This is a genomic window from Pelomicrobium sp. G1, from assembly GCF_051905455.1.
GTDB lineage: Bacteria > Pseudomonadota > Gammaproteobacteria > Burkholderiales > UBA6910 > Pelomicrobium.
This window is the reverse complement of record NZ_JBQACR010000003.1, coordinates 198,361-210,244: the sequence shown is the minus strand read 5'-3', so window position 1 is coordinate 210,244 and position 11,884 is coordinate 198,361. Positions and strand designations below refer to the sequence as shown.

Here is an 11,884-nt window from a genome sequence, read left to right as displayed (position 1 = left end):
TGCTCGCTAGCCCCGCTGGGACCGGGCGAGGGCCTGGTCGATGTCCCACAGGATGTCGTCCAGGTCCTCGATGCCCACGGAGATGCGGACCATGTCCGGAGTCACGCCGGCCTTGGCCTGCTCTTCCTCGGTGAGCTGGCGGTGGGTAGTGGAAGCGGGATGGATCACTAGAGTCTTGGCGTCGCCGATGTTGGCGAGGTGGGACATGAGCTGGGCCGCCTCGATGAACTTGACACCCGCCTCCATGCCGCCCTTCACGCCGAAAGCGAGTAACCCGCTTGTCCCCTTGGGCAGGTACTTCTTTGCCAGGGCGTGGTACTTGTCGCCGGGCAGCCCCGGATAGCTCACCCAGGAAACCAGCGGATGGTCCTGGAGGAACTGCGCCACCGCCAGGGCGTTAGCGCAGTGGCGCTCCATGCGCAGGTGCAGCGTTTCCAGCCCCTGCAGCAGCAGCCAGGCGTTCAAGGGCGAGAGCGCGGGTCCCAGGGTGCGCAAGGTCTCCATCCGCGCCCGCATGGCGAACCCGAAGTCGCCGAAGGTCTCATGGAAGATCACCCCGTGGTAGCCCTTGGACGGGGTCACCATCTCCGGAAACTTGCCGTTGCCCCACGGGAACTTGCCCGACTCGACCAGCACGCCCCCCATGGTGGTGCCGTGGCCGCCGATGTACTTGGTGGCCGAGTGCACTACGATGTCCGCGCCCCACTCGATGGGACGGCAGAGGTACGGAGTGGCCACCGTGTTGTCGACAACCAGAGGGATCCCCGCTTCGTGGGCGATTCCCGCGATGGCCTCGATGTCCGCCACGTTCATGAGGGGGTTGCCGACGGTCTCGGCGTAGAGGCAGCGGGTCTTCTCCGTGATGGCGCGGCGGAAGTTTTCCGGATCGTCCGGATCGACGAAGCGTACTTTGATGCCCAGCTTCTCGAAGTTGAAGCCGAACAGGGTGTAGGTGCCCCCGTACAAGGTGGAAGCGGACACGATCTCGTCGCCCGCGTTGCATAGGGTGAGGAGCGCGGTCATCTCCGCCGCCTGGCCGGTGGCCGTGGCCACCGCCGCGCGCCCGCTCTCCAGCGCCGCCATGCGCTCCTCGAACACGGCGGTGGTGGGGTTCATGATCCGCGTGTAGACGTTGCCGAAGGTCTGCAGGTTGAAGAGGGAGGCGGCATGGTCGGCGCTGTCAAACACGAAGGAGGTGGTCTGGTAGATGGGCACGGCACGGGCGCCGGTCGCGGGATCCGGGATGGCGCCGGCGTGCAGGCACAGGGTGCCGAAGCCGAATTTGCGCTCCGCCATGGTCAATTCACCCGCCGGATGCGTGCCCCGAGCTGGGTGAGCTTCTCCTCGATGCACTCGTAGCCACGGTCGATGTGGTAGATGCGGTCCACCACCGTCTCCCCCTCGGCCACCAGCCCCGCCAGCACCAGGCAGGCGGAGGCGCGCAGGTCCGTGGCCATCACGTTGGCCCCCGAGAGACGCGGCACGCCTCGCACCACCGCGGTATTGCCCTCCACCTCGATGTCGGCGCCCATGCGTTTGAGCTCCTGCACGTGCATGAAACGGTTTTCGAACACGGTTTCGGTGACCACCGCGGTGCCCTCGGCCACCGCGTTGAGCAGCATGAACTGGGCCTGCATGTCGGTGGGAAAGCCGGGATAGGGAGCCGTGCGCACGCTCACCGCCCGGAGCCTCCCGGGCATGGCGAGTTCGATCCAGTCCGCCCCCTGGTCGATTCGGGCCCCCGCCTCGGCAAACTTGGCGAGCACCGCGTCCAGGATGTCGCCGCGGGTTTCCCTGAGCCGCACGCGCCCGCCGGTGACCGCCGCCGCCGCCAGATAGGTGCCGGTCTCGATCCGGTCGGGCATGACCCGGTGACGGGCGCCGTGAAGCCTGGGCACCCCCTCGACGGTGATCACGTCCGAGCCCGCACCGGCGATGCGCGCACCCATGGCGTTCAGGCAACGGGCGAGATCTACCACTTCCGGTTCTCGGGCGGCATTTTCCAGTATCGTGACGCCCTCCGCCAGGGTCGCGGCCATCATTAGGTTCTCCGTCCCGGTCACCGTGACGAGATCCATGACGATTCGCGTTCCCCGAAGCCGAGCCGCCTTGGCCACGATGAAGCCGTGCTCGATGGCGATCTCCGCGCCCATCGCCTGCAGCCCCTTGATGTGCTGGTCCACCGGCCGCAGGCCGATGGCGCAGCCGCCAGGCAGGGACACCTCCGCGTAGCCCTTGCGGGCGAGCAAGGGGCCCAGCACCAGGATCGACGCGCGCATGGTTTTCACCAACTCGTAGGGCGCCACCAGGCGGGTGAGCTCCCGGGCGCAAAGCTCTACCCCAAGCTTCTCGTCCAGGGACACGGAGACCCCCATCTGGGCCAGCAGCCCCAGGGTAGTGGTCACGTCCCGCAGGTGGGGAATGTTCTCGACGAACAGGGGCTCTGGGGTGAGGAGCGAGGCGCACAGGATGGGGAGCGCGGCGTTCTTGGCCCCGGAGATCCGCACCTCCCCGGAGAGCGGCGCTCCCCCCTCGATCCTCAGCTTCTGCATGGGGGCTGGGCCGCTAGGGGCGCGCCTGCGCCCACTGCTCGGGCGTGTAGGTCTTCATGGACAGGGCGTGGATCTCCCCGCGCATGCGGCTGCCCAGCGCCCGGTAAACGAGCTGATGTTGCTGGACCATGGTCTTGCCCCGGAACTCGGGGCTCACCACGATCGCCTCGAAGTGCTGGCCGTCGCCCTCCACTTCCACGTAATCGCAAGCGAGGCCCTGTTCAATGATGCGCTTGATGTCTTCGGCGAATACCATGGTCGTTTCCCCGCCGCTACTGGCGCAGCTTATAGCCCATTTTGAGCAGCCAGAGCGCGCCCAATGATATCGCCAAAAAACACGCCCCCACAATCGCCAGGCTCACGGGGGGCGGGACGTCGGAGACGCCGAAAAAGCCGTAGCGGAACCCGTCGATCATGTAGAAGAACGGGTTCAAGTGGGAAACCGCCTGCCAGAAGCCCGGCAGGGAGTGCACCGAGTAGAACACCCCGGCGAGAAAGGTGAGGGGCATGATAATGAAGTTCTGGAAGGCGGCGAGCTGATCGAACTTCTCCGCCCAAATGCCGGCGACGAGCCCCAGGCTGCCGGCGATGGCGCTGCCCAGGACGGCGAAGGCGAGCACCCACGGGGCGTGGCGCACCGGTAGCGCGACGAAGGCTGCGGAGAGGAGCAACACCCCTAGTCCGACGATGAGCCCCCGAGCCATGGCCGCCAGCACGTAGGCGAGCAGCATGTCCCGGTGGGACAGGGGCGGCAGCAGCACGAACACGATGTTGCCGGTGATCTTGGACTGGATCAGGCTGGAGGAGCTGTTGGCGAAGGCGTTCTGCAGCACCGCCATCATGGCCAGGCCCGGCACCAGGAAAGCCGTGTACGGCACGCCGGGGAAGGCTTCCACGTGACTCTCCAGCACGTGGGAGAAGATGAGAAGATAAAGGAGCGTGGTGAGCAGGGGCGCGGCGACGGTCTGGAACGCCACCTTCCAGAAGCGCAGCCACTCCTTGTAGAACAGGGTCTTGAAGCCGATCCAGTTATTCACGGTTCATGATGCTCACGAAGACTTCTTCCAGGTCCGGCTGGGCCAGCTCCAGGTCCAGGATCTGGATCCGCGCTTCCCGCAGGGTGGCAAGCACCGTCTCCAGGCTGCCGTAGTCGGGAAGCGCCAGCACGAAGCGGCCCTGTTCTTCGCCGGCTAGCAGCGCATGGAGGCTCGCCGGAAGCTGATCCGGCGCAAGCTTGAGCTTGAGATAGCGGCCGGACACGGTGGAGAGCAGGTTGGCGGTGGTGTCCAGGGCCACGATGCGTCCCTGCTTGAGCATGGCGATGCGGGAGCACAAGGTCTCCGCTTCCTCCAGGTAGTGGGTGGTGAGCACGATAGTGTGGCCGTCCCGGTTGAGCCTGCGCACGAAGTTCCACAGCCCCTGGCGCAGCTCCACGTCCACCCCGGCGGTGGGCTCGTCCAGCACGATGACCGGGGGCTTGTGCACCAGGGCCTGGGCCACCAGGACCCGCCGCTTCATGCCGCCGGAGAGGGCCCGCATGTTGCGATCCGCCTTGTCCGCCAGGTCCAGGTGATGCATCACCTCGTCGATCCAGTCGTCGTTGCGGGCGAGGCCGTAGTAGCCCGACTGGATCCGCAGAGTCTCCCGCACGGTGAAAAAGGGATCGAACACCAGCTCCTGGGGCACCACCCCCAGAGCGCGCCGCGCGAGCCGGTAATCCGCCACCACGTCGAAGCCCATCACCCGGACGCTTCCCGAGGTGGCGCGGGTGAGGCCTGCAATGATGTTGATGAGGGTGGTCTTGCCGGCCCCGTTGGGGCCGAGGAGGGCGAAAAATTCCCCCTGCTCGACGGATAGGCTCACCCCGTCCAGGGCCTTGATCGCCCCGAAGGCCTTGTGAACCGCCCGCAAGTCGATGACGGCGCCCATTCCTTCTGGCCGAACTCGTGAAAGACCCGGATTTAAGCGTCGGAGCCGGGCAGGCCGAGGAGCCGGTCCACCCCGTACACCTGGGCGAGCCCTGTCACGCTCTTAGGCGGATGGAGGACGGCGAAGGCGAGCCCCCGGCGGCGGGCATCCCGCCACCAGTGGACGAGCAGGCTCACCGCGGCGGAGTCCGCCTCCGTGACTCGGGACAGGTCCACCCGCACCTCCCCGTCGTCCCGAGCCATCGCCTCGCGCCCCGCCGCGAAGAGGGCGGGGACGCTCGCGAAGGTGACCGGTCCCTCCACCAGGAGGGTTTCCCCTTCCCGTCGGACGCTGGCCTCCACGCCCGCCTCAGCCCCTCTTCGGCCCCTGTTGGGCCAGGCTCTGGTTCTTGTCCCGCAGGCTCTTGATCAGGCCGTCGATCCCGCCGCGGCGGATTTCCTCGGTGAAGGTGCCACGGTAGGTGGCCACCAGGCTCACGTTCTCGATGGCCACGTCGTAGACCTTCCAGCCGTTGGGCGTCTTGACCATGCTGTAGTCCACCGGAATCGGCGGGCGCCCGTCGGGATTGACGATCTCGGTACGCACGGTGACGTCGGTGGCGCCGGGCTCCATCCGGAAGGGCTTATAGGCGACGCTCTGGCCCTTGTAGGAGGTGAAGGCCGCGGTGTAGGTGCGCACCAGCAGCTCGCGGAACTCCCGAACGATCTGCTGCTGCTGCTCGGGCGTGGCTTCCCGCCAGTGCCGGCCCATGGCGAGCCGGGTCATGCGGGTGAAGTCGAAGTGGGGGAGCACCTTCTCCTCCACCAGGGCGAGCACTTTCTTGGGATCGCCGGCCTGCAATGCCTGGTCGGCGCGCACGATGGCGAGCACCTCGTCGGCCGTCTTCTTCACCAGCTCGTCGGGCGCCAGCTCCGCCCGCGCCGGGGCCGCCGCCAGCAGGCCCAGGGCCAGCACCAAATGGATCAATCGCATGTCTGCCTCCCGATCATGGGAAAACCGCGTTCATTGGGCGCCGCCTTCGGCGGCCCGGCCGTAGAGGAACTGGCCGATCAACTTTTCCAGGACCACGGCCGACTGGGTGAGCTTGATCGTGTCCCCGTCGGCGAGCATCTGCTCGTCGCCGCCGGCGTCCAGCCCGATGTACTGCTCCCCGAGCAGTCCCGAGGTGAGGATGGACGCCGTCGTATCCTTGGGGAACCGGTAGCGCTTGTCGATCGCCAGGGTGACCCGGGCCACGTAGCGTTCGTTGTCGAAGGTGATGCTCTCCACCCGTCCCACCAGCACGCCGGCGCTGCGCACCGGGGCCCGCACCTTCAGCCCCCCGATGTTGTCGAACTCGGCCACCACCCGGTAGGTGTCGCCGGCGAAGAAGGTGCTGGCGTTGCCCACCTTGAGCGCCAGGATCAGGAGCGCCCCGATGCCCGCCAGCACGAACAGCCCTACCCAAATGTCGATCGCGCGCCGTTCCACGATTCAGACTCCTCTGAACATGAAGGAGGTCAAGACGTAGTCCAGGCCCAGCACCGCCAGGGAGGAGGTGACCACCGTGCGGGTGGTGGCGCGGGCCACGCCCTCCGCCGTGGGCTCCGCGTCGAAACCCTCGAACACCGCGATGGCGGAGACCGCCGCGCCGAACACCAGGCTCTTGATCGCCCCGTTCAGCACGTCCTCGCGCAGGTCGACGCCTTCCTGCATCTGGGACCAGAACGCCCCGTCGTCCACCCCCAGGAACACCACGCCGATCAGGTAGCCGCCGAAGATGCCCACGGCGCTGAAGATGGCGGCGAGCAGCGGCATGGCGAGAAAACCGCCCCAGAACCGGGGCGCCACCACCCGCCCGACGGGATTCACCGCCATCATGTCCATGGCGGTGAGCTGCTCCGTAGCCTTCATCAGGCCGATCTCGGCGGTGATGGAGGTCCCCGCCCGGCCGGCGAAGAGCAGCGCCGTCACCACCGGCCCCAGCTCCCGCAGCAGGGACAGGGCCACCAGCACCCCCAGCCTCTCTTCGGAAGCGTAGTCGACCAGGGTGTCGAAGCCTTGCAGGCCCAGCACCATGCCGACGAACAGGCCCGAGACCACGACGATCACCAGGGACAGCACCCCCGCCGCGAACATTTCCTTGATCACCAGGCGGAAGCGCCGAAAAGAAGGCCCCGAATAGCGCAGGATCGCACCCACGAAGCGCGCCGCGTAACCGAGCCGCTTGACCCCCTGCGCCACCCGGGTGCCGAGGCCGGCCAGCGTGTCCAGAAGCCCGCCCGTCACGCCCCGCTCCCCATCAGGTCCCGGTCGTAGTCGGGGGCCGGGTAATGGAACGCCACGGGCCCGTCCTTCTTGGCGTGGATGAACTGGTCCACGTAGGGGTCGGAGGAGGCGCGGATTTCCTCGGGCGTGCCCTGGGCGATCACCCGCCCTTCCGACAGGAGATAGATGTAATCGACGATGTGCAGGGACTCCTGGATGTCGTGGGTCACCACCACGGAGGTGGCCCCCAGGGCATCGTTCAGGCGCCGGATCAGGTCGCCGATGATCCCCAGGGAGATCGGGTCGAGGCCGGTGAACGGCTCGTCGTACAAGATCAGCATGGGGTCCAGGGCGATCGCCCGGGCGAGGGCCACCCGCCGCGCCATGCCGCCGGAGAGCTCCGAGGGCATGAGGCTGCGCGCGCCCCTCAAGCCCACCGCGTGGAGCTTCATGAGCACCAGGTCCCGGATCATGGACTCGGGCAGGGCGGTGTGCTCCCTCAGGGGGAAAGCCACGTTTTCGAACACCGTCAAATCGGTGAACAGGGCGCCGAACTGGAACAACATGCCCATGCGCCGCCGCAGCCGGTACAGCTCCTCGGTGGACAGCCGGTGCACCGCCTGGCCGTTCACCCGCACTTCCCCCCGCTGGGGCTTCAACTGCCCGCCGATCAGGCGCAGCAGGGTGGTCTTGCCCGAGCCCGAGCCGCCCATGATCGCCACCACGCGCCCCCGGGGCAAGGAAAGGCTCAGGCCCCGGAAGATGGGCCGCCGATCGTAGCTGAAGGCGAGATCGCGGATCTCCACCACGTTTTCGGGCGCCATGGGCCAAGAACGTAAAAAAACCGAATTTTAGCCGTTGGACGGGGGGCGGGACAAACCCGCGAAGCCGGCCCCAAGAACGTCCTTTTCGCCCGTCATACCCTGGCTGGCGAGCCGCCGGACAGGTCCCAGGCCGCCATGGGCCTCGCCACACCGGCCGCTCCTTCGGGCCTCAGAGTCGCAGGAGCTCTAGCAGGGTCACCACCCGGTTCAAATACGCCGCGTCGGCGCGGCGGCCGATGAGGTAGAGCTCCCCCGGCTCCCGGGTGAGCGTCTGGATGCGCGCGGCGAGCTCCTTCAAGTCCTCGTCCGGAGTGAGCCACTCGAGCCGCGGGCCCCCTTCCGCCCGGGCTCCCTCCGGATACCACATCCCTAGTTTCGGCCCAAGGCAGGCGGCCCGGGCCCGGGCCTGCGGAGACGCGGAGCCCGACTCCAGGACGAAGCGAAAGCGCGCGAGCGTGTCCTCCCGCCAGCCGATCAGCTCCTCTTCGGTGGCGGCGATCCAGCGGCTCTCGGGCACCAGCACGCAGTCGAACCACTGGTTGTAGAAGGCGAGGCGCCACTCGGCCGGCAGGTCTTCGGGGTAGAAGGACCCGACCCAGTGGGGATGCTCCCAGCCGACGGCGCCCACGTGAACGCGATACGTTGGAGCGGCGTCCATGGACTGGCATTATAGGCCGCTACGCCTTCGAATCCCGCGGCTTTCCGTGCACTTCGATCTGTTCTACGAGCTGGCGGTCCCGCCCCAGCTCGCTCGCAGCGAGCTCGCCACCTACCAGGACGCGCTGGAGGAGATCGCCTTGGCGGACCGGCTGGGCTTCCGCTGCGCCTGGGTGGTGGAGCATCACTTCATGCCCCAATACTCCCATTGCTCCAAGCCGGAGCTGTTCCTCGCCGCCGCGGCTAGCCGCACCCGCAATCTTCGGCTCGGCTTCGGCGTGATCCCCCTCCCCCTGCACCACCCGGTGCACGTGGCCGAGCGGGTGGCCACCCTGGATCTGCTTTCCGGCGGCCGGGTGGAAGTGGGGGTGGGTCGGGGTTTCTCCCCCAAGGAGTTCGAGGTGTTCGGCGTTCCCATGGGGGAGAGCCGGGCGCGGGTAGAGGAAGCGCTGGCGATCCTGCGCCGCTCCTTCGAGCCCGTTCCCCTCACCTACCAGGGGACCTTCTGGCGGCTCGACGGCCTCGAACTGGTGCCCCGTGGGACTCAGACGCCCCACCCGCCCCTATGGACCGCGGCGGTGAGCCCCGACACCTTCGAGTGGGCGGCGCAGCGGGGGCTCGGGGTGCTGGCCGGCCCGTTCAAGCCCTGGTTCATGGTGCGCCACGATTTGGAACGCTACCGTCGGGCCTGGAACAGCCCGGCGCCTCCCCGGGCGGCCATGACGGTAGGGGTCCTGTGCCTGGAGGACGGGGAGCGGGCGCGGCGGCTCGCGGCGGAAGCCTTCACCTGGTTCTACCGGGCCCTGTATCGCACCACCCTCCCGGTCCTGGAAAGCCTGTATCCAGGCTACGAACACTTTCGCGAGCTGGGCCGCTTCCGGGCCCTCGCCCGCCTGGGCATCCACCTTCCGTTCCTGGAGCGGTTCGGCATGGTGGTGGTGGGCGACCCGGACGAGTGCGCGGAGCGGCTGCGGGCCTACGAGGCGGCGGGCGTCACCCACCTGCTCCTCGCCGTCGGGGCGGGGGCGGTGCCCACCGAGGTGGCGCAGGAATCCCTCGCCTGCCTCGCCACCCATGTGCTTCCTCGCTTCTCCCGGGCGACGCCATGAAGGTGGTGGTGACTGGGGCTGCGGGGCGCCTCGCCCGGGCGGTGCTGCCGGCCCTGTGCCGGCACGCCCGAGTGGAGGAAGTGCGGGGCATCGACTTGCGTCCCGCCCCCTTCGCCCATCCCAAGTTCCAAGGCCGCCGGGTGGACCTGGGCGCGCCCGGCCTGGATCGATGGCTCGCCGGGGTAGATGCCTTGGTGCACCTCGCCTTCGTGGTCCTGCGGGGCCGCACGGCCTTGTCCGCCATGGGTGCCGTCAACGTGGAGGGGACCCTGTCCCTGTTCGAGCGGGCCAGGAGCCTAGGCGTGAGGCGGCGGATTTTCCTCTCCAGCGCGGCGGTCTACGGCGCCGGCGAGGCCCTCGACGAAGCGGCGCCCTTCGCGCCGCTGCCCGGGTTTGCATACGCCTGCCATAAGGCGGAGGTAGAGCGGGCGCTCGAGGCTTGCGACCCGGAGGCGGTGCGGCTGCGCCCCCACGCCATCGTGGGGCCCCGCTGCCAACCCCTCCTCAAGGCCCTCCTCGCCCAGCCGTTCTACGTGCGCCTTCCCGAGCCCCAGCCCCGGCTCCAGTGCGTGCACGAAGAAGACGTGGCCCAGGCCGTGGTCGCGGGCCTGACGGGCGACGCCCGCGGGCCGTTCAACCTGGCCGGGGAAGGGAGTTTCTCCTTTCGCGACGCCGTTTGCGAGCGCCACCGCCGGGCGATCCCGTTGAGCCTCGCCGCCGCCCGGCGCCTCGTGGGTTGGGGCTGGCGTCTGACCGGGCTTTTCGGCGAGCCCGGCTGGGTGGAGGGACTTGCCCGCCCCTTGACCCTGGACTGCGCCCGGGCGCGCACTGAGCTGGCCTGGCGGCCTCGGTATGACTGCCGGGCGGCCCTGGAGGCGACCGTTCCCGTCAGCCCATGGACACGTTGAAGCCGTAGCCCTGGAGCAGTCGCACGGTGGGGCTGAGCAGGCGCCGGACGAATTCCCATCGATGGGGGTTCGAGCGGGCGAGGGCCAGCCAGCGGCGGCCTGGCGTCAAGCCCGCCGCCTCGTAGAGGGCGGGTTGGGGAAAGAACATGGCCTCTGCCATGATCCTGAGCAGGCGGCCCAGAACCCAGCCCATCCACCGGCGGCTCGCCGGCCCGAGTCCAGTTAGCCCCGCCTCGAGGGTCCGACGGGCGAAGGCCAGGTGGCGGGCCTCGTCCATCATGTGCATGAGGCAGATATCCCGCACCGCGGGGTTCACCGCCCCCTCGGGCTGCTGTCGCAAATAACGGTTCAGCTTGTCCGGCACGTCCTCGCCGATCAGCACGGCAAGCCAGAATAGGGGGCCGTCTACCGGGAGCCACTGGCCGAGCCACCCGGCGCTCGGTGGGAGGGGCTGGTACCCTCCCGGCAGGGCGAGCCCGCTTTTGTCCATAAGGGTGAGGAACATGAGGCTGTGGCCCGCCTCCTCCTGCAGTTCCCGCAGCAGGTACACGTGGTTCGCCAAAGGTAGGGGCCGCCGCAGCCGCCGGGCGAGCCGGGCCATGAACAAGCCTTCGAACCAGAGCCCGGCGCGGATGATGCCCAGGAATTCATACTGGGAAAGCCGCCGCTGGGCGGTCTCGTCCAGGGCATCGAAGGGGGCCAGGCCGTGGAGGGACAGGGCTTCCCGGGGGAGCCAGAAGTCTTCCAGGGAGAGGGCGTCCCATCGCACCCGGGCCACCGGGTCCCGATAGGGCTCGGCGGCGGCGCTCAGATGACGCACCAGGGAAAGGTCGGGCAACCAGCTCACGGTTGGGGGCGGATGGGAATGGCGGTTTCGAAGCAGGCGCCGATCATAGCACCGACGGGCCGCTTCTGGAGAAGGCTTCCCACAGACGGGCGAGTTGGCGGCCGGCGGGGGTGCCGGCCTTGCCTGCCGCCGTCACCGCCTGGACAAAACCCTCCAAAAACTCGGGCAGCGCCTTCACGATCAGCCGCTTGCGCAGCCGCCCGGCACTGGCGAGGGTCCACTCGGCGCGCCAACCGGAAGGCGACCGGGCGGAGCAGACCCGTACGCCCCAGGAAGGCGCTCCCGCCGTCCAGGCATGGGCCGCCACCACCAGCCGGTGCACCTCCCGAGCCTCCACTCCGACGGCAGGACCCACGTATTCCACCTGCAAGTCCCGGCAAAGACGTTCCAGCAGGGCGTCGAGCCGCGCCAGGGCTTCATCCAGGGCGGGGTCAACCCGAACGCGGGGGCTCCGCGCCTCCAGGGCCAGGTGCACCAGGAAATCGTGGGTCATGGCGGAGAGCGGCTCAAGTCGGGGATTTCACACGGGGCTCGGGAGGATGGAGGTCCCGAACAACCCGGCGGTGCAAGGGGTACTCAAGCGTTTTGACCCTGACCCGATAACCTTGTCCATCGCGGCTTCCATTTCTGGGGCGTCTTCATGAAATATCCGGGTTAAGATAGCCTGTCTACAGTCGCCTTAGGGAGGTAGCGGGCAAATGGACGCGCAAGAAGTGTCCAACGAACCTGCGCCCGCATCACGACCCGACCCGCCTTGCCGGCACGTGCGCCGGGCACTCTCGCTGCCCGTCGTACCGGCGGGATGCTTCCA

15 protein-coding genes are annotated in these 11,884 nt (G+C 68.3%); 2 read left to right on the top strand and 13 right to left on the bottom strand.

Annotated elements, in window-relative coordinates:
* Nucleotides 1-6: 6 nt before the first annotated feature.
* From ACTFO6_RS04710 to ACTFO6_RS04660, 11 genes are all read right to left on the bottom strand, one after another.
* Nucleotides 7-1,296, bottom strand: a complete 1,290-nt coding sequence (locus tag ACTFO6_RS04710) for an O-acetylhomoserine aminocarboxypropyltransferase/cysteine synthase family protein (protein WP_439933288.1) — start codon at nucleotides 1,294-1,296, stop codon at nucleotides 7-9.
* A gap of 2 nt (nucleotides 1,297-1,298) precedes the next feature.
* Nucleotides 1,299-2,552, bottom strand: coding sequence for a UDP-N-acetylglucosamine 1-carboxyvinyltransferase (gene murA / locus ACTFO6_RS04705; protein ID WP_439933287.1), 1,254 nt, complete (start codon nucleotides 2,550-2,552; stop codon nucleotides 1,299-1,301).
* 13 nt (nucleotides 2,553-2,565) lie between these two features.
* Nucleotides 2,566-2,808 (bottom strand): BolA family protein, encoded by a 243-nt coding sequence (locus ACTFO6_RS04700; RefSeq protein ID WP_439933286.1) that lies wholly within the window; start codon nucleotides 2,806-2,808, stop codon nucleotides 2,566-2,568.
* A 16-nt stretch (nucleotides 2,809-2,824) separates the two neighbouring features.
* Complete coding sequence (locus tag ACTFO6_RS04695) at nucleotides 2,825-3,589, bottom strand: ABC transporter permease (RefSeq protein WP_439933285.1); 765 nt, start codon at nucleotides 3,587-3,589, stop codon at nucleotides 2,825-2,827.
* The gene (locus ACTFO6_RS04690; protein WP_439933284.1) at nucleotides 3,582-4,481 is read right to left on the bottom strand and encodes an ABC transporter ATP-binding protein; all 900 of its coding nucleotides are present in this window, start codon (nucleotides 4,479-4,481) and stop codon (nucleotides 3,582-3,584) included. Before ACTFO6_RS04690 ends, ACTFO6_RS04695 begins: the two co-directional genes overlap by 8 nt.
* A 32-nt stretch (nucleotides 4,482-4,513) precedes the next feature.
* Nucleotides 4,514-4,822, bottom strand: a complete 309-nt coding sequence (locus ACTFO6_RS04685; protein WP_439933283.1) for an STAS domain-containing protein — start codon at nucleotides 4,820-4,822, stop codon at nucleotides 4,514-4,516.
* 7 nt (nucleotides 4,823-4,829) lie between these two features.
* Entirely contained in the window at nucleotides 4,830-5,453 is a 624-nt protein-coding gene (locus ACTFO6_RS04680; RefSeq protein ID WP_439933282.1) for an MlaC/ttg2D family ABC transporter substrate-binding protein, read from the bottom strand.
* A 30-nt stretch (nucleotides 5,454-5,483) separates the two neighbouring features.
* A complete protein-coding gene (gene mlaD, locus ACTFO6_RS04675) occupies nucleotides 5,484-5,951 on the bottom strand; it encodes an outer membrane lipid asymmetry maintenance protein MlaD (protein WP_439933281.1) in 468 nt (155 codons plus the stop codon).
* Nucleotides 5,952-5,954: 3 nt separating this feature from the next.
* The gene (gene mlaE, locus ACTFO6_RS04670; protein ID WP_439933280.1) at nucleotides 5,955-6,749 is read right to left on the bottom strand and encodes a lipid asymmetry maintenance ABC transporter permease subunit MlaE; all 795 of its coding nucleotides are present in this window, start codon (nucleotides 6,747-6,749) and stop codon (nucleotides 5,955-5,957) included.
* Nucleotides 6,746-7,552: an ABC transporter ATP-binding protein gene (locus tag ACTFO6_RS04665; RefSeq protein ID WP_439933279.1), complete on the bottom strand. Its 807-nt coding sequence runs from the start codon at nucleotides 7,550-7,552 to the stop codon at nucleotides 6,746-6,748. The genes mlaE and ACTFO6_RS04665 overlap by 4 nt, the downstream gene beginning before the upstream one ends.
* A gap of 169 nt (nucleotides 7,553-7,721) precedes the next feature.
* On the bottom strand, nucleotides 7,722-8,210 hold the full coding sequence (locus tag ACTFO6_RS04660; protein ID WP_439933278.1) for a hypothetical protein: 489 nt from the start codon (nucleotides 8,208-8,210) through the stop codon (nucleotides 7,722-7,724).
* Nucleotides 8,211-8,256: 46 nt separating this feature from the next.
* On the opposite strand from ACTFO6_RS04660, the gene ACTFO6_RS04655 reads away from it, so the two are divergent.
* Both ACTFO6_RS04655 and ACTFO6_RS04650 read left to right on the top strand, forming a co-directional pair.
* Nucleotides 8,257-9,318, top strand: coding sequence for an LLM class flavin-dependent oxidoreductase (locus tag ACTFO6_RS04655; protein WP_439933409.1), 1,062 nt, complete (start codon nucleotides 8,257-8,259; stop codon nucleotides 9,316-9,318).
* On the top strand, nucleotides 9,315-10,226 hold the full coding sequence (locus tag ACTFO6_RS04650; protein ID WP_439933277.1) for an NAD-dependent epimerase/dehydratase family protein: 912 nt from the start codon (nucleotides 9,315-9,317) through the stop codon (nucleotides 10,224-10,226). The genes ACTFO6_RS04655 and ACTFO6_RS04650 overlap by 4 nt, the downstream gene beginning before the upstream one ends.
* On the opposite strand, the gene ACTFO6_RS04645 is transcribed toward ACTFO6_RS04650, so the two are convergent.
* Both ACTFO6_RS04645 and ACTFO6_RS04640 read right to left on the bottom strand, forming a co-directional pair.
* Nucleotides 10,207-11,073: a diiron oxygenase gene (locus ACTFO6_RS04645; protein ID WP_439933276.1), complete on the bottom strand. Its 867-nt coding sequence runs from the start codon at nucleotides 11,071-11,073 to the stop codon at nucleotides 10,207-10,209. The two genes, ACTFO6_RS04650 and ACTFO6_RS04645, sit on opposite strands and share 20 nt — an antisense overlap.
* A gap of 43 nt (nucleotides 11,074-11,116) precedes the next feature.
* Nucleotides 11,117-11,566, bottom strand: coding sequence for a hypothetical protein (locus ACTFO6_RS04640; protein WP_439933275.1), 450 nt, complete (start codon nucleotides 11,564-11,566; stop codon nucleotides 11,117-11,119).
* Nucleotides 11,567-11,884: the final 318 nt, after the last annotated feature.

What these genes read in the sequence shown, in the direction of transcription:
- ACTFO6_RS04680 (WP_439933282.1), bottom strand. Translation starts at nt 5,453, where the DNA reads ATGCGATTGATCCATTTGGTGCTGGCCCTGGGCCTGCTGGCGGCGGCC.
- ACTFO6_RS04650 (WP_439933277.1), top strand. Translation starts at nt 9,315, where the DNA reads ATGAAGGTGGTGGTGACTGGGGCTGCGGGGCGCCTCGCCCGGGCGGTG.
- ACTFO6_RS04710 (WP_439933288.1), bottom strand. Translation starts at nt 1,296, where the DNA reads ATGGCGGAGCGCAAATTCGGCTTCGGCACCCTGTGCCTGCACGCCGGC.
- ACTFO6_RS04665 (WP_439933279.1), bottom strand. Translation starts at nt 7,552, where the DNA reads ATGGCGCCCGAAAACGTGGTGGAGATCCGCGATCTCGCCTTCAGCTAC.
- ACTFO6_RS04700 (WP_439933286.1), bottom strand. Translation starts at nt 2,808, where the DNA reads ATGGTATTCGCCGAAGACATCAAGCGCATCATTGAACAGGGCCTCGCT.
- ACTFO6_RS04660 (WP_439933278.1), bottom strand. Translation starts at nt 8,210, where the DNA reads ATGGACGCCGCTCCAACGTATCGCGTTCACGTGGGCGCCGTCGGCTGG.
- murA (WP_439933287.1), bottom strand. Translation starts at nt 2,552, where the DNA reads ATGCAGAAGCTGAGGATCGAGGGGGGAGCGCCGCTCTCCGGGGAGGTG.
- ACTFO6_RS04690 (WP_439933284.1), bottom strand. Translation starts at nt 4,481, where the DNA reads ATGGGCGCCGTCATCGACTTGCGGGCGGTTCACAAGGCCTTCGGGGCG.
- ACTFO6_RS04640 (WP_439933275.1), bottom strand. Translation starts at nt 11,566, where the DNA reads ATGACCCACGATTTCCTGGTGCACCTGGCCCTGGAGGCGCGGAGCCCC.